Source organism: Mycobacterium sp. (assembly GCF_035623875.1).
Classification (GTDB): domain Bacteria; phylum Actinomycetota; class Actinomycetes; order Mycobacteriales; family Mycobacteriaceae; genus Mycobacterium.
Genome location: NZ_DASPSP010000284.1, coordinates 1 through 18,227, shown reverse-complemented (window position 1 = coordinate 18,227; position 18,227 = coordinate 1). Strand labels below are relative to the sequence as shown.

At 63.4% G+C, this 18,227-nt stretch carries 19 protein-coding genes; 18 read left to right on the top strand and 1 reads right to left on the bottom strand.

The genetic code is table 11. The annotated features are described in order from the left end of the window. From rho to VEI45_RS22970, 17 genes are all read left to right on the top strand, one after another. On the top strand, nucleotides 1-1,356 hold a 1,356-nt coding region (gene rho / locus VEI45_RS23050; RefSeq protein WP_324856843.1), incomplete at its 5' end, for a transcription termination factor Rho. Between the two features lie 108 nt (nucleotides 1,357-1,464). After that, complete coding sequence (gene fadD1 / locus VEI45_RS23045; RefSeq protein WP_324856842.1) at nucleotides 1,465-3,084, top strand: fatty-acid--CoA ligase FadD1; 1,620 nt, start codon at nucleotides 1,465-1,467, stop codon at nucleotides 3,082-3,084. Between the two features lie 144 nt (nucleotides 3,085-3,228). Next, nucleotides 3,229-3,483: a 50S ribosomal protein L31 gene (rpmE, locus tag VEI45_RS23040; protein WP_324856841.1), complete on the top strand. Its 255-nt coding sequence runs from the start codon at nucleotides 3,229-3,231 to the stop codon at nucleotides 3,481-3,483. Nucleotides 3,484-3,601: 118 nt separating this feature from the next. Next, nucleotides 3,602-4,675, top strand: a complete 1,074-nt coding sequence (gene prfA, locus VEI45_RS23035; RefSeq protein ID WP_324856840.1) for a peptide chain release factor 1 — start codon at nucleotides 3,602-3,604, stop codon at nucleotides 4,673-4,675. Continuing rightward, entirely contained in the window at nucleotides 4,672-5,523 is an 852-nt protein-coding gene (gene prmC / locus VEI45_RS23030) for a peptide chain release factor N(5)-glutamine methyltransferase (RefSeq protein WP_324856839.1), read from the top strand. Before prfA ends, prmC begins: the two co-directional genes overlap by 4 nt. Beyond that, entirely contained in the window at nucleotides 5,520-6,173 is a 654-nt protein-coding gene (locus tag VEI45_RS23025) for an L-threonylcarbamoyladenylate synthase (RefSeq protein WP_324856838.1), read from the top strand. Before prmC ends, VEI45_RS23025 begins: the two co-directional genes overlap by 4 nt. Before the next feature lie 33 nt (nucleotides 6,174-6,206). Continuing rightward, complete coding sequence (locus VEI45_RS23020; RefSeq protein ID WP_414687569.1) at nucleotides 6,207-7,415, top strand: glycosyltransferase family 4 protein; 1,209 nt, start codon at nucleotides 6,207-6,209, stop codon at nucleotides 7,413-7,415. 224 nt (nucleotides 7,416-7,639) lie between these two features. Next, the gene (locus VEI45_RS23015; RefSeq protein WP_324856836.1) at nucleotides 7,640-8,116 is read left to right on the top strand and encodes an ATP synthase subunit I; all 477 of its coding nucleotides are present in this window, start codon (nucleotides 7,640-7,642) and stop codon (nucleotides 8,114-8,116) included. Continuing rightward, the gene (gene atpB / locus VEI45_RS23010) at nucleotides 8,109-8,894 is read left to right on the top strand and encodes a F0F1 ATP synthase subunit A (RefSeq protein ID WP_324856835.1); all 786 of its coding nucleotides are present in this window, start codon (nucleotides 8,109-8,111) and stop codon (nucleotides 8,892-8,894) included. The genes VEI45_RS23015 and atpB overlap by 8 nt, the downstream gene beginning before the upstream one ends. A gap of 74 nt (nucleotides 8,895-8,968) precedes the next feature. Then, nucleotides 8,969-9,214, top strand: a complete 246-nt coding sequence (locus tag VEI45_RS23005) for a F0F1 ATP synthase subunit C (RefSeq protein ID WP_324856834.1) — start codon at nucleotides 8,969-8,971, stop codon at nucleotides 9,212-9,214. A 9-nt stretch (nucleotides 9,215-9,223) separates the two neighbouring features. Then, nucleotides 9,224-9,745 carry a F0F1 ATP synthase subunit B gene (locus VEI45_RS23000; protein ID WP_324856833.1) on the top strand — a complete coding sequence of 174 codons (522 nt, stop codon included), beginning with the start codon at nucleotides 9,224-9,226 and terminating at the stop codon, nucleotides 9,743-9,745. Between the two features lie 4 nt (nucleotides 9,746-9,749). Continuing rightward, nucleotides 9,750-11,090 (top strand): F0F1 ATP synthase subunit B/delta, encoded by a 1,341-nt coding sequence (locus VEI45_RS22995; protein WP_324856832.1) that lies wholly within the window; start codon nucleotides 9,750-9,752, stop codon nucleotides 11,088-11,090. 43 nt (nucleotides 11,091-11,133) lie between these two features. Beyond that, nucleotides 11,134-12,792: a F0F1 ATP synthase subunit alpha gene (gene atpA, locus VEI45_RS22990; protein ID WP_324856831.1), complete on the top strand. Its 1,659-nt coding sequence runs from the start codon at nucleotides 11,134-11,136 to the stop codon at nucleotides 12,790-12,792. A 6-nt stretch (nucleotides 12,793-12,798) separates the two neighbouring features. Next, nucleotides 12,799-13,713 carry a F0F1 ATP synthase subunit gamma gene (locus VEI45_RS22985; protein ID WP_324856830.1) on the top strand — a complete coding sequence of 305 codons (915 nt, stop codon included), beginning with the start codon at nucleotides 12,799-12,801 and terminating at the stop codon, nucleotides 13,711-13,713. Between the two features lie 24 nt (nucleotides 13,714-13,737). Further along, nucleotides 13,738-15,198, top strand: coding sequence for a F0F1 ATP synthase subunit beta (atpD, locus tag VEI45_RS22980; RefSeq protein ID WP_324856829.1), 1,461 nt, complete (start codon nucleotides 13,738-13,740; stop codon nucleotides 15,196-15,198). A gap of 48 nt (nucleotides 15,199-15,246) precedes the next feature. Beyond that, nucleotides 15,247-15,612: a F0F1 ATP synthase subunit epsilon gene (locus VEI45_RS22975; protein ID WP_324856828.1), complete on the top strand. Its 366-nt coding sequence runs from the start codon at nucleotides 15,247-15,249 to the stop codon at nucleotides 15,610-15,612. Between the two features lie 12 nt (nucleotides 15,613-15,624). Continuing rightward, the gene (locus tag VEI45_RS22970; protein ID WP_324856827.1) at nucleotides 15,625-16,068 is read left to right on the top strand and encodes a DUF2550 domain-containing protein; all 444 of its coding nucleotides are present in this window, start codon (nucleotides 15,625-15,627) and stop codon (nucleotides 16,066-16,068) included. Between the two features lie 8 nt (nucleotides 16,069-16,076). On the opposite strand, the gene VEI45_RS22965 is transcribed toward VEI45_RS22970, so the two are convergent. Then, nucleotides 16,077-16,667 carry a cob(I)yrinic acid a,c-diamide adenosyltransferase gene (locus tag VEI45_RS22965; protein WP_324856826.1) on the bottom strand — a complete coding sequence of 197 codons (591 nt, stop codon included), beginning with the start codon at nucleotides 16,665-16,667 and terminating at the stop codon, nucleotides 16,077-16,079. 70 nt (nucleotides 16,668-16,737) lie between these two features. Between VEI45_RS22965 and murA the strand changes: the two genes are divergently transcribed. Continuing rightward, the gene (gene murA, locus VEI45_RS22960) at nucleotides 16,738-17,991 is read left to right on the top strand and encodes a UDP-N-acetylglucosamine 1-carboxyvinyltransferase (protein ID WP_324856825.1); all 1,254 of its coding nucleotides are present in this window, start codon (nucleotides 16,738-16,740) and stop codon (nucleotides 17,989-17,991) included. Nucleotides 17,992-18,227 lie beyond the last annotated feature (236 nt).

Here is an 18,227-nt window from a genome sequence, read left to right as displayed (position 1 = left end):
ACTACCAAGTCCGAGGAGCGCGAGTCCGACGGGGAATCCGACAAGGGCGGCGATCAACAGGGCTCGGGCGGACAACAGAACCGCGGTGGCTCGAACCAGCAAGACGACGACGGTGACGGGCGCGGCGGCCGCCGAGGGCGCCGATTCCGGGAACGGAGGCGTCGTGGTGAGCGGCCGGGGGACGGCGGTGATACCGAACTGCGCGAAGACGACGTCGTCCAGCCGGTCGCCGGCATCCTCGACGTTCTCGATAATTACGCGTTCGTGCGCACTTCCGGTTATCTCGCCGGCCCGCACGACGTCTACGTCTCGATGAACATGGTGCGTAAGAACGGCTTACGCCGCGGCGACGCGGTGACCGGCGCGGTGCGGGTGCCCAAGGAAGGCGAGCAGCCCAACCAGCGGCAAAAGTTCAACCCGTTGGTGCGCTTGGACACCGTCAACGGGGGACCGGTCGAAGACGCCAAGAAGCGTCCTGACTTCTCCAAGTTGACACCGCTGTACCCCAACCAGCGGCTGCGCCTGGAAACCACCAGCGAGCGGCTGACCACCCGTGTCATCGACCTGATCATGCCGATCGGTAAGGGTCAGCGCGCGCTGATCGTGTCTCCGCCCAAGGCCGGTAAGACGACCATCTTGCAGGACATCGCCAACGCGATCACCAAGAACAACCCGGAATGCCACCTGATGGTGGTGCTCGTCGACGAGCGGCCTGAAGAGGTCACCGATATGCAACGGTCGGTCAAGGGCGAGGTCATCGCCTCGACGTTCGACCGGCCGCCGTCGGACCACACCTCGGTGGCCGAGCTGGCGATCGAGCGCGCGAAGCGGCTTGTCGAACAGGGCAAAGACGTCGTCGTGCTGCTCGACTCGATCACCCGGCTGGGACGCGCCTACAACAACGCGTCGCCGGCGTCGGGCCGCATCCTGTCTGGTGGTGTCGATTCCACCGCGCTTTACCCGCCGAAGCGCTTCCTCGGGGCAGCCCGCAACATTGAAGAGGGTGGCTCGCTGACCATCATCGCCACGGCGATGGTCGAGACCGGATCCACCGGTGACACAGTGATTTTCGAGGAATTCAAAGGTACCGGTAACGCCGAGCTCAAGCTGGACCGCAAGATATCCGAGCGTCGGGTATTCCCCGCCGTCGACGTGAACCCCTCGGGCACCCGTAAGGACGAGTTGCTGCTCTCGCCAGACGAATTCGCGATCGTGCACAAGCTGCGTCGGGTGCTGTCGGGACTGGATTCCCACCAGGCTATCGACCTGCTGATGTCGCAGCTGCGTAAGACCAAGACCAACTACGAATTCCTGGTTCAGGTGTCCAAGACGACACCGGGCATGGACAACGACTAGCCGATTAGCAGATCACCGCAGTCGACGAACATCGCCCTGCCCCTTAGGCGGCTGAAGCCGCGCCGGTAACGTGCCAGCCTGTCGGGACCGACGGGAAAGTGGTGAGCCGTGGCGGACACTATTCAGCAACTGCTTCGTACCCGCGTTGGCGACTCCACTCCGGCGGTGAAATACGGCGATCGGGTGTGGAGTTGGCGCGAGCATCTGGCGGACGCCTCGGCTGCGGCCGCCGCATTGATTGGTATCGCTGACCCGAAACGGCCCCTGCACGTGGGCGCCCTGCTGGGCAACACCCCCGAGATGCTGACCGCGATGGCGGCCGCAGCGCTCGGCGGATACGTGTTGTGCGGCATCAACGACACCCGTCGCGGCGCGGCGCTGGCCAGCGACATCCTGCACGCCGACTGCCAGATACTCCTCACCGACCCTGCGCACCGCGCACTGCTCGACGGGCTGGATCTGTCCGGAGTCCGCGTTTTCGACATCTCGTCTGACGAGTGGTCTGGTTTGCTGGCAGCGGCCGGGCCGCTGGTGCCGCATCGCGAAGTCAGCCCGACCGACACTTTCATGATGATCTTCACCTCAGGCACCAGCGGCGAGCCGAAGGCGGTCCGGGTCACCCACCTGACCGTGATTTTCGCCGGCGCCAATCTGATCGAGCGGTTCGAGGTCGATCCCTCGGGCGTCTGCTACTTGTCGATGCCGCTGTTTCACTCCAACGCGCTGTTGGCCGGTTGGAGCGTGGCGGTGGGCTCCGGGGCGGCGATGGCGCCTGCGACGTTCTCAGCATCCGGTTTGCTGGCCGACCTACGCCGTTACGGCGCGACCTATATGAACTACGTCGGCAAGCCGTTGGCCTATGTGCTGGCAACCCCCGAGCTGCCCGACGATCGGGACAACCCGCTGCGGGTCGCGTTTGGCAACGAGGCAAGCGACCGCGACATCGCCGAGTTCAGCCGGCGTTTCGATTGCACGGTGTGGGACGGCTTCGGCTCCACCGAAGGAGCGATCATCATTACCCGCGAAGACGGCTGCCCGCCGGGCTCGCTGGGCCAGGGCTTTCCCGGGGTGAGCATTTACAACCCGGACACGCTCACCGAATGCGCCGTGGCCCGATTCGACGATGACGGCGCGCTGATCAACGCAGACGAAGCGATCGGCGAACTGGTCAACACGTCCGGCGCGGGCCTGTTCGCCGGCTACTACAACGACCAGGACGCCACCGACGCGCGACTCCGCCATGGCATGTTCTGGTCGGGCGACCTGGCCTACCGCGATGCGGACGGCTGGATCTACTTCGCCGGGCGCAGCGGAGATTGGTTGCGGGTCGACGGCGAAAACATGACGACGGCGCCCATCGAGCGCATCCTGCAACGGTTGCCGGCTGTCAGCCAGGTAGCCGTGTACGCGGTACCCGATGAGCAGGTGGGAGATCAGGTGATGGCGGCATTGGTGCTGGTAGACGACGCGGCTCTGACGCCCGCGGAGCTTGGCGAGTTCCTGGCCGGCCAGTCCGACCTATCGCCCAAAGCGTGGCCGCGCCATGTCTGGATCACCGACGGCCTGCCGTCCACCGCCACCAACAAAATCCTCAAGCGTGAACTGAGCGCCCGGGGCGCTACTCCGGAGAGTGGCCTGCTGTGGACCCGGATCGGGCGCGACAACACCTATGTCGTGGTTGACCGGACCGCCACGGCGCGGGCCAATTACCCGGTCAGGCCTGGTTAACGCGAGGAATGCGCAGCTGCCTGCGCGCGTTTAGGGGGAGAGTGGCTGACCTGGCATAATCGACAGCCGAAGTTCAGGTTCCGGTTCACGTCCGATTACGAGCTCTTCAGGGCGACCCGGCGACCGACGATCGAAGAGGACATCATGAAATCTGATATTCATCCCGCCTACGGCGAGACCACGGTGCTCTGCGGGTGCGGCAACACCTTCACGACCCGCAGCACCAAGCAAAGTGGCCACATCGTGGTCGAGGTGTGCTCGCAGTGCCACCCGTTCTACACCGGCAAGCAGAAGATTCTCGACAGCGGCGGCCGGGTAGCTCGCTTCGAGAAGCGCTACGGCAAGCGCAACGCCGGCGCCGAGAAAGACGCTGGAGAGGCCCAAAAAGCCGACAAGTAGTTGCAGCGACGCCCGAACTGTTGCGGTAACCGCGCAGGCCGGGCGTCGTTTTGCGTTCGGATAACTCGGCAGTGGAATGTCGGCTTGGTTTGTCGGCTTGTTTTGGAAGGAGGAGCGCATGACGCAGGGCGTGCAGGCGATTGATGCGCTGCTGGCCGAACACGCCGAGCTAGAGCGTCAGCTGGCCGATCCCGAACTGCACAGCAATGCAGCCAATGCGCGCAAAGTCGGCCGCCGGTTCGCGCAACTCGCGCCGATCGTCGCCACCCACCGCAAGCTGGAGTCGGTGCGGGGAGATCTGGAGGCCGCACGTGAGCTGGCCGCCGACGATGCATCGTTCGTCGATGAAGTCGCCGAACTGGAATCACGCGCTGCCGAGCTGGACACTCAACTCACCGACATGCTGGCGCCGCGCGACCCCCACGATGCCGACGACATCGTGCTCGAGGTCAAATCCGGTGAGGGGGGCGAAGAATCGGCCCTCTTCGCCTCGGACCTGGCCAGGATGTACATCCGCTATGCCGAGCGACACGGCTGGACGGTGACGGTATTGGACGAAACCACCTCGGACTTGGGTGGTTACAAGGACGCGACGCTCGCGATCGCCAGCAAGGGCGATACGGCCGAGGGTGTGTGGTCCCGGATGAAGTTCGAGGGCGGAGTACATCGGGTACAACGCGTGCCCGTCACCGAATCCCAAGGCCGCGTGCATACTTCGGCGGCCGGCGTGCTGGTCTACCCGGAGCCCGAAGAAGTCGGTGAGGTGCAGATCGACGAGTCCGACCTGCGCATCGATGTCTACCGGTCGTCGGGCAAGGGCGGCCAGGGCGTCAACACCACCGACTCGGCGGTGCGAATTACCCACCTGCCCACCGGGATTGTCGTCACCTGCCAGAACGAACGATCGCAGCTGCAGAACAAGACCCGAGCCTTGCAGGTGCTTGCCGCTCGTTTACAGGCCATGGCCGAAGAGCAGGCGCTGGCCGACGCGTCGGCCGATCGCGCCAGCCAGATCCGCACCGTGGACCGCAGCGAACGCATCCGCACCTACAACTTCCCGGAGAACCGGGTCACCGATCACCGCATCGGCTATAAGGCACACAACCTTGACCAGGTTCTCGACGGCGACCTGGACGCGCTATTCGACGCTTTGAGCGTCGCCGACAGACAATCACGGCTGCAGCAGGCATGACGACTCGACTGCGGTGCGCGATCGACTCAGCCACGACGCTGCTCGCCGACGCCGGGATCAACTCCGCGCGCTACGACGCCGAGGAGTTGGCCGCGCACCTGACGGGCACCGATCGTGGACGATTGCCGCTGATCGATTCACCTGACGACGCCTTCTTCGATCGCTACCACGCCGCGATCGCGGCGCGATCACGACGAGTACCGCTGCAGCACATCACCGGCACAGCCGCGTTCGGGCCGCTCACGCTCTTGGTCGGGCCCGGTGTTTTCATTCCGCGTCCGGAAACCGAAGCCATGTTGGAATGGGCGACCGCGCAATGTCTTCCGGGGGCTCCGGTCATCGTCGACGTGTGCACCGGTTCGGGTGCGCTGGCGCTCGCGCTGGCGCAACACTGGCCGGCAGCGCGGGTGCTCGGCATCGATGACTCCGATGCGGCCCTTGACTATGCGCGCAGAAACTCGGCAGGCACCACGGTCGAGCTATTGTGCGCTGACGCCACCGACCCTGACCTGCTTACCGCGCTCGACGGACAGGTCGATCTCATGGTGGCCAATCCGCCCTACGTGCCTGATGCTGTTGGGGTCGAACCTGAAGTCTTTCAACATGATCCACCGCATGCGGTGTTCGGGGGCCCGGACGGGATGAGAGTGATCAACGGCGTTGTCGGGCTCGCCGGCCGTTGGTTGCGGCCGGGCGGCTTCTTCGCCGTCGAGCACGACGACACCACGTCGTCGCTGACCTCCGAACTGGTTAGCAGCACAGGGCTTTTCGAAGACGTCGTCGCCCGAACAGATCTGACCGGACGGCCGAGATTCGTGACGGCGCGCAGAAGGAACGACGGCGTATGACTGATGTATTCGACTGCGCCGACCCCGAACAACGTTCCCGCGGAATCGTGTCGGCAGCCGGGGCCGTCAAAAATGGTCAGCTGGTGGTTCTTCCGACGGACACCGTTTACGGAATCGGCGCCGACGCCTTCGACAGCTCGGCGGTGGCCGCACTGCTATCGGCCAAGGGCCGTGGGCGCGACATGCCCGTGCCGGTGCTGGTCGGCTCTTGGCACACCATCGACGGTCTCGCCCTCATGGTGTCGCAGGCAATGCGTGACCTGATCCGCGCATTCTGGCCGGGCGCGCTGAGCTTGGTGGTCCGGCAAGCGCCGTCCCTACAGTGGGACCTCGGCGATGCCCGCGGCACGGTGATGCTGCGGATGCCGCTACACCCGGTGGCCATTGAATTGCTGCGTGAGGTCGGCCCGATGGCGGTATCCAGCGCCAACGTCTCCGGCCGTCCGCCGGCCCGCAACGCCGAGGAGGCGCGCAACCAGCTGGGCGACCTCGTCGACGTCTATCTCGACGCCGGCCCTTCCGCACAGCAGGCCGCCTCGACGATCTTGGACCTGACCGGGCCGGAACCCCGCATTCTTCGATCGGGGCCGGTCGGCGCCGAGAACATCGCCGCGGTACTCGGCTTGGACGTCGCGAGTTTGACCGGCTGATCGCCCTAGCCAATTATCTGCAGTCTCAGGATGGTGCAGTACGGTCTCGGGGTGGTTAGGGATACCCATGACCTCGCCGGCGGTCTGCTCGCACTGTCTGACCGCGGAGCTGGTGTCCCATTGCGCGAATTGGCGCTCGTCGGGCTCACGGCCGCGATCATCACCTACTTTGCGACGGGACCAATACGGCTGCTGGCGACCCGGGTCGGCGCAGTGGCCTATCCACGCGAACGTGATGTGCACGTAAGGCCGACGCCGCGGATGGGCGGTCTGGCGATGTTTCTCGGTGTCATTGCTGCGGTCTTCCTCGCATCTCAGCTGCCCGCTCTTACACGCGGTTTCGTCTACTCCTCGGGCATGCCGGCGGTGGTCGTGGCAGGCGCGGTGATCATGGGCATCGGCCTGATCGACGATCGGTGGGGCCTGGACGCACTGACAAAGTTTGCCGGTCAGATCACCGCGGCCAGTGTGCTGGTCACTATGGGCGTCGCGTGGAGCGTCCTCTACATCCCGCTGGGCGGTGTCGGCACCATCGTGCTGGACCAAGCTTCTTCGATCCTGCTTACGTTGGCCCTGACCGTGTCGATCGTCAACGCGATGAACTTCGTCGACGGTCTCGACGGACTGGCCGCCGGGCTCGGCCTCATCACCGCACTGGCCATCTGCATGTTCTCGGTCGGCCTGCTTCGCGACCACGGGGGCGACGTGCTGTTCTACCCGCCGGCGGTCATTTCGGTGGTGCTGGCCGGAGCCTGCCTCGGCTTTTTGCCGCACAACTTTCACCCGGCCAAGATCTTCATGGGGGATTCCGGTTCGATGCTGATCGGCTTGATGTTGGCCGCCGCGTCGACGACGGCTGCAGGACCGATTTCGCAGAATGCTTACGGCGCCCGCGACATGTTTGCTCTGCTGTCGCCGTTCCTGTTGGTTGTGGCGGTCATGTTCGTGCCGATGCTCGACCTACTGCTGGCGATCGTGCGGCGCACCCGGGCCGGGCGTAGCGCGTTCAGTCCCGACAAGATGCACCTGCATCATCGCTTGCTGCAGATCGGTCATTCGCATCGCCGGGTCGTGCTGCTGATCTATTTGTGGGTGGGCATAGTCGCTTTCGGCACCGCCAGCACAATTTTCTTCAATCCACGCGATACCGCCACGGTGATGCTGGGCGCGATTGCGATCGCCGTTATAGCCACGTTGATCCCGCTGCTCCGCCGCCGCGACGATGTCTACGACGAGGAGTAGTAGGGTCGTTCGCGATGTGGTACGGTGCTGGTAGAACCCGAATAAACCTCGCGGGTTGCCGGCCACCGGCCATCGGATTTAGGTCCGTTTGGTCGGATGTACGACCGACAAAGGGGAGCTGTCCCTTGGGTGATGCGAGTGCGATGATTGCCCTCCGATACGCTCAACGGGCCACGCAACGTTCAACCACGCAACTCCCCCCTAGCGAGGACTGAGGTGCAGCAGTGACAACGCCAGCGAAGGACGCGCCGTTGGTGTTTCCCTCGGTTGCTTTCCGGCCAATTCGTCTCCTCGCCATCTCGCTTGTTTTAACCGTCGTCGCGGTCGCCGCCGCTGGTGCGCTCCGTCACCCGATGGTGGGCGTGTTCTTCGGCATGGGGCTGCTCTTGGGTTTGCTCAACGCAATCGGTGTGCAGCGGTCGGTAGCGGCGATCACCGCGGATGCGCATCCGCTGAAAAAGAGGATGGCGATGAACTCGGCGAGCCGCCTGCTGATCATCACTGTGATCGGACTGGCCGTCGCATATGTTTTCCGCCCCGCCGGCCTGGGTGTGGTATTTGGTCTTGCGCTGTTCCAGGTACTGCTGGTGGTATCGACCGCGCTACCGGTCTGGAAGAAGCTGCGCACCGGGGCCGCCGACGGTGGCTGGGACGGCGACGCGGCGAAGGAAATGGAAGGGAATGGCAACAGCGATGAGTGAGATGCTCCTGGCTGAGGGTGCCATCGAGGTCGGTCATCACGAGACCGCGCAGTGGCTCGGCCTGACCGTCAACGTCGACACCGTGGCGTCCTCGGCGATCGCGGCCGTCATCGTCATCGGACTGGCATTCTTCTTGCGGTCCAAGGTCACCTCCACCGGCGTGCCGGGCGGCGTGCAGTTGTTCTTCGAGGCGATCACCATTCAGATGCGCAACCAGATCGAATCCGCGATCGGGATGAAAATCGCGCCCTTTGTGTTGCCACTGGCCGTCACGCTCTTCGTCTACATCCTGATCTCGAACTGGCTGTCGGTGCTGCCGGTGCAGTACACGGACCCGGCGGGCGGGGCTCCGAAAGAGTTGTTTGCGCCGCCGGCGTCGGACATCAACTATGTGTTGGCATTGGCGCTGTTTGTGTTCCTCTGCTACCACCTGGCCGGCATCTGGCGCAGCGGCCCCGTCGGGTACCCCGCCAAGATTCTCAAGGGGCACGTGTGGAACACCCTGCCGAAAGCCGTCGGGGTGATCTTTTCGCCAATCAACGTGGTTGAAGAACTCGCCAAGCCAATCTCGTTGTCGCTCCGACTTTTCGGCAACATCTTCGCCGGCGGCATCCTGGTCGCGCTGATCGCGCTTTTCCCGCCGTACATCATGTGGGCCCCGAACGCGATCTGGAAGGCATTCGACCTATTCGTCGGCGCGATCCAGGCGTTCATCTTCGCGCTGCTGACCGTCTTGTACTTCAGTCAATCGATGGAGCTGGAAGGGGAACAGCATTAGGACGGCCACAAACCCCGGCTTCCACATCACCACACACCTGACAGACCCTTACCAAATATCAAGGAGGATAAGCAATGAACCCCACAATCGCGGCCGGCGCCCTCATCGGCGGTGGACTGATCATGGCTGGCGGTGCGATCGGCGCCGGTGTCGGTGACGGTATCGCCGGTAACTCGCTGATCGCCGGCATCGCCCGGCAGCCCGAGGCGCAGGGCCGGCTGTTCGTTCCGTTCTTCATCACCGTGGGTCTGGTCGAGGCCGCCTACTTCATCAACCTGGCCTTTATGGCGTTGTTCGTCTTCGCCACCCCGGTCAAGTAATTAGTCGAGATGGGTGACATGAGTGCTGTCGTCCTGGCTGCCACCAGCCAGGCTGAGGGAGGCGGTAACAACTTCCTCCTTCCCAACGGCACCTTCTTCGTTGTGCTGATCATCTTTTTGATCGTGCTCGGCGTGATCGGCACCTGGGTAGTACCGCCGATCACGAAGGTGTTGAAAGAGCGCGAGAACATGGTCACCAAGACGTTGGCGGACAACAAGAAATCGGCCGAGCAGTTCGCCGCCGCCCAGGAAGACTACGAGAAGGCGATGTCCGAAGCTCGGGTCAAGGCATCGGCGGCCCGCGATGACGCGCGAGCCGAGGGGCGCAAGCACCTCGAGGAAAAGCGCGCGGGCGCCGATGTACAGGTTTCCTCGACGCTGCAGGACGTCGCCGAGCAACTCAAGCGGGAAGGGGACGCCGTAGCGGCGGATCTGCGTTCTCGCGTGGAGAGCATATCCACGACGTTGGCCAGCCGCATCCTCGGCGTCAAAATCACCACCTCGGTCACGGCTACTGGGTCGGGTCGGTAGCGAAATGTCGACATTCATAGGGCAGTTGGTCGGATTCGCCGTCATCGTGTTGCTGGTTTGGCGCTATGTCGTTCCGCCCGTGCGGAAGCTGATGGCCGACCGGCAGAACACCGTGCGTCAGCAGTTGGATGACGCCGCGGCTGCCGTCGATCGGCTTGCGGAAGCGAGTCGGGCGCACAGCAAGGCGGTAGACGACGCCAAGGCCGAGGCACAGCGGGTCACCGAAGAGGCGCAGTCAGACGCCGAACGCATCGCCGAACAGATGCGTGCCCAGGCCGATAGCGAGGTCGAGCGGATCAAAGTGCAGGGCGCCAAGCAGGTCGAGTTGCTGCGTGCGCAGCTGGTTCGCCAGCTGCGCCAGGATCTCGGTGCCGAATCTGTGCGGCGTGCAGGCGAATTGGTGCGTGACTATGTCGCCGACCCGTCCCAGCAGTCTGCGACGGTCGACCGCTTTCTCGATGACCTCGACGCGATGGCGCCCTCCGAGGCAGACGTCCAATACCCCATCGCGGAGAAGATGCGTTCGGCCAGCCGTGCGGCGTTGACCAGCCTGACGAAGCGGTTCGATGCGATAGCCGAAGGCCTCGACGACGGGGGACTGTCCACTCTCGCCGACGATCTGACATCGGTCGCCGCGATGTTGAATCACGAGAGCGTCGTAACCCGGTACCTCACCCTGCCAGCAGAGGACGCCGCGCCCCGAGTCCGGCTGATCGAACGGCTGGTGTCCGACAAAGTCGGGCAGCCCGCGCTTGACGTCCTCAAAAGCGCTGTCTCCGAACGCTGGTCGGCCAACTCCGATCTGATCGACGCGATCGAGCTGGTGTCGCGGCAGGCCTTGTTGGTTCGCGCCGAGCGAGCCGGGGCGGTCGACGAGGTGGAAGAGCAACTCTTCCGGTTCTCCCGCATTCTCGACGTGCAGCCGCGCCTCGCCATTTTGCTGGGTGACTACGAAGTGCCGGCCGAAGGCAGAGTTCGGTTGCTGCGCAACGTGCTCGAGAGCGCAAGCATCGACATCAATCCGATCGCGGCTGACTTGCTGTCCAAGACAGTCGAGTTGTTGCGGGGGCAGCCGGCTGAGGCGGCGGCCCTTGCGCTGGCTGAAGTGGCGGTGGCTCGCCGCGGTGAAGTTGTCGCACAAGTCAACGCCGCCGCTGAACTCAGCGACGCCCAGCAAGAGCGCCTGACCCGGGTGCTGAGCCGGGTCTACGGCCATCCGGTGACGGTGCAGATTCAAATCGACCCCGAGCTGCTCGGCGGGCTCGCAATTACGGTCGGCGACGAGGTCATCGACGGTACGCTTTCGTCTCGTCTCGCCGCAGCCCAGACCCAGTTGCCAGACTGAAACACCACGTAGTCCATCAAACAAGCAGGAAGAACGAAAAGCCATGGCAGAGTTGACAATCTCCGCTGACGACATTCAGGGCGCGATCGAAGAGTACGTAAGCTCCTTTACCTCGGACACCGCCCGGGAGGAGGTCGGTACTGTCGTCGACGCCGGTGACGGTATTGCGCACGTCGAGGGCCTGCCGTCGGTGATGACCCAGGAGCTTCTGGAATTCGCCGGTGGAGTTCTGGGAGTGGCGCTGAACCTCGACGAGCACAGCATTGGCGCGGTGATCCTGGGTGACTTCGAGAAGATCGAAGAGGGCCAGCAGGTCAAGCGCACCGGCGAGGTCCTTTCGGTACCAGTGGGCGATGGGTTCCTAGGCCGCGTCATCGACCCGCTAGGCCACCCGATCGATGGCCGCGGCGAGATCGAAGCCGCCGAGCGCAGGGCGTTAGAGGTTCAGGCTCCGTCGGTGGTGCAACGTCAGGGCGTCAAAGAGCCGCTGCAGACTGGTATTAAGGCCATCGACGCGATGACGCCGATAGGCCGCGGCCAGCGGCAGCTGATCATCGGCGACCGTAAGACCGGCAAGACCACCGTCTGCGTGGACACCATCCTCAACCAGCGACAGAACTGGGAATCCGGTGATGAGAAAAAGCAGGTGCGGTGTGTCTACGTAGCTATCGGGCAAAAGGGCACCACGATCGCCGCCGTCCACCACACGCTGGAAGAGGGCGGCGCTATGGACTACACGACGATCGTCGCCGCGCCCGCATCTGACTCCGCTGGCTTCAAATGGCTTGCGCCATATACCGGTTCGGCTATCGCTCAGCACTGGATGTATCAGGGCAAGCATGTGCTGATCGTGTTCGACGACCTGAGTAAGCAGGCCGAGGCCTACCGCGCGATCTCGCTGCTGCTGCGCCGCCCGCCGGGCCGCGAGGCCTACCCGGGCGACGTCTTCTATTTGCATTCGCGCCTGCTGGAACGCTGCGCCAAGCTTTCCGACGATCTCGGTGGCGGCTCATTGACCGGTCTGCCCATCATCGAGACCAAGGCCAACGACATCTCGGCCTACATCCCGACCAACGTCATCTCGATCACCGACGGCCAGTGCTTCCTGGAGTCCGATCTGTTCAACCAGGGCGTCCGGCCCGCGATCAACGTTGGTGTCTCGGTATCCCGAGTGGGTGGTGCGGCGCAGATCAAGGCTATGAAGGAAGTGGCCGGGTCGCTGCGGCTGGATCTGTCGCAGTACCGCGAACTGGAGTCGTTCGCGGCCTTTGCCTCCGACTTGGATGCCACGTCGAAAGCACAGTTGGAGCGGGGCGCTCGACTCGTGGAGCTGCTCAAGCAACCGCAAAACCAACCGGTGCCGGTTGAGGAGCAGGTGGTTGCGATCTTCCTCGGTACCGGTGGCCATCTGGACTCGGTTCCGGTCGAAGATGTGCGGCGATTCGAGACCGAATTCCTCGATCATCTTCGCGCTTCCGGCGACGGCATCCTGGCCGAGATCCGGGAATCCCAGAAACTCACTGACGAGATGGAAGACAAGTTGACCAAAGCGGTCAACGACTTCAAGAAGGGTTTCGCGGCGACCGGCGGCGGCTCGGTGGTGCCCGACGAGCACGTGGAAGCCCTCGACGAGCAGAAGGTGGCGAAAGAAGCGGTGCAGGTTCACAAGCCACCACCACCACCGCCGGAGCAGAAGAAGTAATCGGGAATGGCTGCCACACTTCGCGAATTGCGGGGTCGAATCCGCTCCGCCGGTTCGATCAAGAAGATCACCAAGGCACAGGAAATGATCGCGACGTCGCGTATCGGCAAGGCGCAGGCCCGGCTGAACGCGGCGCGGCCCTACGCGCTCGAGATCACCAGCATGCTCACCACGCTGGCCGAGGAAGCGGCGTTGGACCACCCATTGCTGGTCGAGCGCCCCGAACCGAAACGTGCGGGCGTGCTGGTGGTCTCCTCTGACCGTGGCCTTTGCGGCGCGTACAACTCCAGCGTCTTGCGCCGAGCTGAGGAGCTTTTCTCGCTGCTGCGAGCGGATGGCAAGACCCCGGTGCTCTACACCGTCGGCCGTAAAGCACTGGGCTACTACACATTCCGAAACTGGGAGATCAGCGACTCGTGGACAGGCTTTTCGGAGCGACCCAGCTACGAGGATGCTACAGCGGTGGCTGAGACACTGGTGGGCGCCTTCATGGCCGGTGCTCAGGGCGACGGTGAGCAGGACGCCGATGCCGGCGTCGACGAATTGCACATCGTCTACACCGAGTTCAAGTCGATGATGTCGCAGTCGGCTGAGGCCCACCGCATCGCCCCGATGGTTGTGGAGTACATCGAAGAAGACCGGGGACCGCATACGTTGTACTCATTCGAGCCGGATGCGACGACATTGTTCGGGTCGCTTCTGCCGCGGTACCTGACCACTCGTGTGTATGCGGCGCTGCTCGAGTCGGCCGCATCAGAGCTGGCATCGCGCCAACGGGCGATGAAGTCGGCGAGCGACAACGCCGACGATCTCATCAAGGCGCTCACGCTAGAGGCCAACCGTGAACGGCAGGCCCAGATCACCCAGGAAATCAGCGAAATCGTTGGTGGCGCAAACGCGCTCGCCGAGGCTGCTAGATAAGCCCAATTAGGAAGCGAAGAGGATATGGCTGCTACCACCCAAACGGCTGAGAAGTCGAAGGACTCCAAGGGCGCCGACACCAACGGACGCGTGGTGCGGGTTACCGGACCGGTTGTCGACGTCGAGTTTCCGCGTGGCTCCGTGCCGGAGCTGTTCAACGCTCTGCACGCTGACGTCACGTTTAAGTCACTCGCGAAGACGTTGACGTTCGAGGTGGCTCAGCACCTCGGCGACAACTTGGTCCGCACCATCTCGCTGCAGCCGACCGACGGGCTGGTGCGTGGCGTGGAGGTGATCGACACCGGGGACTCGATCTCGGTGCCGGTCGGCGACGGCGTCAAGGGCCATGTGTTCAACGCGCTGGGCTACTGCCTGGATAAGGAAGGTTACGGAGAAGACTTCGAGCACTGGCCCATTCACCGCAAGCCGCCGGCATTCGACGAGCTGGAACCGCGGACCGAGATGCTGGAGACCGGCCTGAAGGTCGTCGACTTGCTCACGCCCTACGTGCGCGGTGGCAAGATTGCGCTGTTCGGTGGTGCCGGTGTGGGCAAAACGGTTCTGATTCAAGAGATGATCAACCGTATCGCCCGAAACTTCGGTGGTACTTCGGTGTTCGCCGGTGTGGGCGAGCGCACCCGTGAGGGCAACGACCTGTGGGTCGAGCTTGGCGAAGCCGACGTGCTTAAGGACACCGCGCTGGTGTTCGGTCAGATGGACGAGCCGCCCGGCACCCGTATGCGGGTGGCGCTGTCGGCCTTGACGATGGCCGAGTACTTCCGCGACGAGCAGGGCCAGGACGTGCTGTTGTTCATTGACAACATCTTCCGGTTCACCCAGGCCGGTTCCGAGGTGTCCACCCTGCTCGGCCGGATGCCCTCGGCGGTCGGGTACCAGCCCACATTGGCCGACGAGATGGGTGAGCTGCAGGAGCGGATCACCTCGACACGAGGCCGCTCGATCACCTCGATGCAGGCCGTGTATGTGCCCGCCGACGACTACACTGACCCGGCGCCGGCAACGACGTTTGCGCACCTGGACGCGACCACCGAGCTGTCGCGATCGGTGTTCTCCAAGGGCATCTTCCCGGCAGTGGACCCGTTGGCGTCCAGCTCGACTATCCTGGACCCCGCGGTGGTCGGCGACGAGCACTACCGGGTGGCGCAGGAAGTGATTCGGATCCTGCAGCGCTACAAAGACCTTCAAGACATCATCGCGATTCTGGGTATCGACGAGTTGTCCGAGGAAGACAAGCAACAGGTCAACCGGGCACGACGCATCGAGCGGTTCCTCTCGCAGAACATGATGGCGGCCGAACAGTTCACCGGCCAGCCCGGCTCTACCGTGCCGGTGAAGGAAACCATCGAGGCGTTCGACAAGCTCGCAAAGGGCGAGTTTGACCATGTACCCGAGCAGGCCTTCTTCCTGATCGGCGGCCTCGACGACCTGGCCAAGAAGGCTGAAAGTTTCGGCGCCAAGCTGTGATGCATCCTTGCCAGCGGTCAAGGTTCAGCGGGGAAAGGCGAGTGTGAGATGGCCGAGATGAACGTGGAGATCGTTGCCGTCGACCGGAAGATCTGGTCAGGTCAGGCGACGTTCATCTTCACCCGCACCACCGTTGGCGAGATCGGCATCCTGCCAAGGCATATCCCGCTGGTGGCGCAGTTGGTCGATGACGCGATGGTTCGCGTCGAACGTGAGGGCGAGAAAGACCTGCGCATCGCGGTCGATGGCGGTTTTCTTTCCGTGACCGAAGAGGCAGTCAGCATCCTTGCCGAATCCGCTGAATTCGAATCCGAGATCGACGAGGCTGCGGCGAAAGAGGATTCGGAGTCAGACGATCCCCGCATCGCCGCCAGGGGGCGGGCTAGACTGCGCGCTGTCGGCGCGCTCGACTAGCGAGCAGCGGCGATGAGCGCGCTCATGATTGCCATGGTCGCGCTCGTCGTCGTGTTGGGAATTGCCGTCGCCGCGTTGAGTTATCGGTTGTGGAAGCTACGCCAGGGCGGGACGGCGGCGATCATGCGCGACGTCCCTGCAGTCGGGGGCCATGGTTGGCGCCACGGCGTGATTCGCTACCGGGGTGGGGATGCCGCCTTCTATCGATTGTCCAGTGTTCGCTTGTGGCCGGATCGTCAGGTCAACAGGCGTGGTGTGGAGATCATTTCGCGGCGTTCGCCACGCGGTGACGAGTTCGACATCATGACTGAAGAGATTATTGTGTTACAACTGCGCGACACGACGCAGGACGGTAGGGCAGGCTATGAAATCGCGTTGGACCGAGGCGCATTGACCGCTTTCCAGTCGTGGTTGGAATCACGTCCGTCGCCGCGTGCGCGCCGCCGCAGCACCTGATCTGCGACTCACTCCTCGCGCCGCCCGGGTTGTTCGCCGCCCGGTTGCCAGAGCACGTCGCCCTCCGGGTTGGCCACCCGACACAAGATAAACAGCAAGTCGGACAACCGATTCAGATACTTGGCTGGCAGCGGACTGACATCCGATGGGTGCATTTCGATCGCGGCCCACGCTGAACGCTCGGCGCGGCGTGCCGCCGTGCGGGCGACGTGCAGAAGTGCCGAAAGTGGCGAACCACCCGGAAGCACAAAGGAGTTGAGTGACGGCAGGCCTTCGTTGAACTCGTCACACCACGTCTCGAGTCGATCGATGTATGACTGCGTGATCCGCAGCGGAGGATACTTCGGGTTCTCCACAATTGGAGTCGAGAGATCCGCGCCGGCATCGAACAGGTCGTTCTGGACATGCCGCAAAACGTCCGTCAGCTGTTCCTCGGGGTTTCCCAGCGCGAGCGCAGCGCCGATCGCCGCATTGGCCTCGTCGCAGTCGGCATACGCCACCAACCGTGGGTCGTTCTTTGAGACCCGCGAGAAATCGCTCAACCCCGTGGTTCCGTCGTCGCCGGTCCGGGTATAGATGCGGGTCAGGTGTACTGCCATGACGAAACCGTACCGCTCGGAACCGCCGTGCCGACTGACAGGGCGATACCGCTTCACTAAACTAACCCGGGTGGCCGAGCGTTTCGTGGTGACCGGTGGCAGTCGGTTGTCGGGCGAAGTCGCTGTTGGTGGCGCAAAAAACAGCGTTCTCAAGTTGATGGCGGCAGCTCTTCTTGCCGAAGGCACCAGCACGATCACCAACTGCCCCGACATCCTCGATGTCCCGCTGATGGCGGAGGTGCTCAGGGGCCTGGGCGCCACTGTCGAATTGGCCGGGGCAACCGTGCGGATCACCTCCCCGGACGAGCCGAAATACGACGCCGACTTCGCCGCAGTCCGTCAGTTCCGAGCCTCGGTTTGCGTACTCGGTCCGCTCGTCGGGAGGTGCAAGCGGGCCAAAGTGGCACTGCCGGGTGGTGATGCCATCGGGTCACGGCCGCTGGATATGCACCAAGCCGGACTGCGGCAGTTGGGAGCTGTCTGCAATATCGAGCACGGCTGTGTCGTTGCTTATGCAGATACCTTGCGAGGCGCGGAAATTCAGTTGGAGTTCCCGTCAGTAGGAGCCACCGAGAACATCTTGATGGCTGCGGTGTTGGCCGAGGGCGTCACCACAATTCACAACGCGGCGCGCGAACCCGACGTGGTGGATCTGTGCACGATGTTGAACCAGATGGGTGCGCAGGTCGAAGGCGCCGGTTCGCCGACGATGACGATCACCGGCGTACCGCGGCTGTACCCGACCGAGCATCGCGTCATCGGCGACCGGATCGTGGCCGCCACCTGGGGGATCGCCGCAGCGATGACCCGCGGTGACATTACGGTCACCGGGGTCGATCCGGCGCATCTTCAGGTTGTCCTGCACAAACTGCACGACGCGGGCGCCACCGTTACCCAGACTGACGACAGTTTCCGGGTGACGCAGTACGAGCGCCCGAAGGCCGTGAATGTCGCAACGTTGCCGTTCCCGGGGTTCCCGACCGATCTGCAGCCGATGGCGATTGGCCTGGCATCGATCGCCGATGGCACATCAATGATTACCGAGAACGTGTTCGAGGCACGCTTCCGGTTTGTCGAGGAGATGATCCGCCTCGGCGCCGACGCTCGCACCGACGGGCACCATGCCGTCGTGCGAGGCCTCCCGCAGCTCTCGAGTGCACCCGTGTGGTCATCGGACATCCGGGCCGGCGCCGGTCTGGTGCTGGCCGGCCTGGTCGCCGACGGTGATACCGAGGTGCACGATGTCTTTCACATCGACCGCGGCTATCCGCTGTTCGTGGAAAATCTGGTCAGTCTCGGGGCGGAGATCGAGCGCGTAGAATAGTTGGGACATAACGACTCTCGCCGGTCCTACGCGGAGCGGTAGTGAGTTGACCGCACCTGTGCCGCGGAGTATAGTGGCAGGGTTGCCTGTTGACAGGTGTTGTTTGAGAACTCAATAGTGTGTTTGGTGGTTTTGTTTTTTTGTTGTTGTTTTTTTGGCCGCATCTTGCACTTCCCCGTGTGTGGGTGTGGTTGTTGTTTTGTTTGTCAGGTTTCTCTGATTTCGGATTCGCCCAC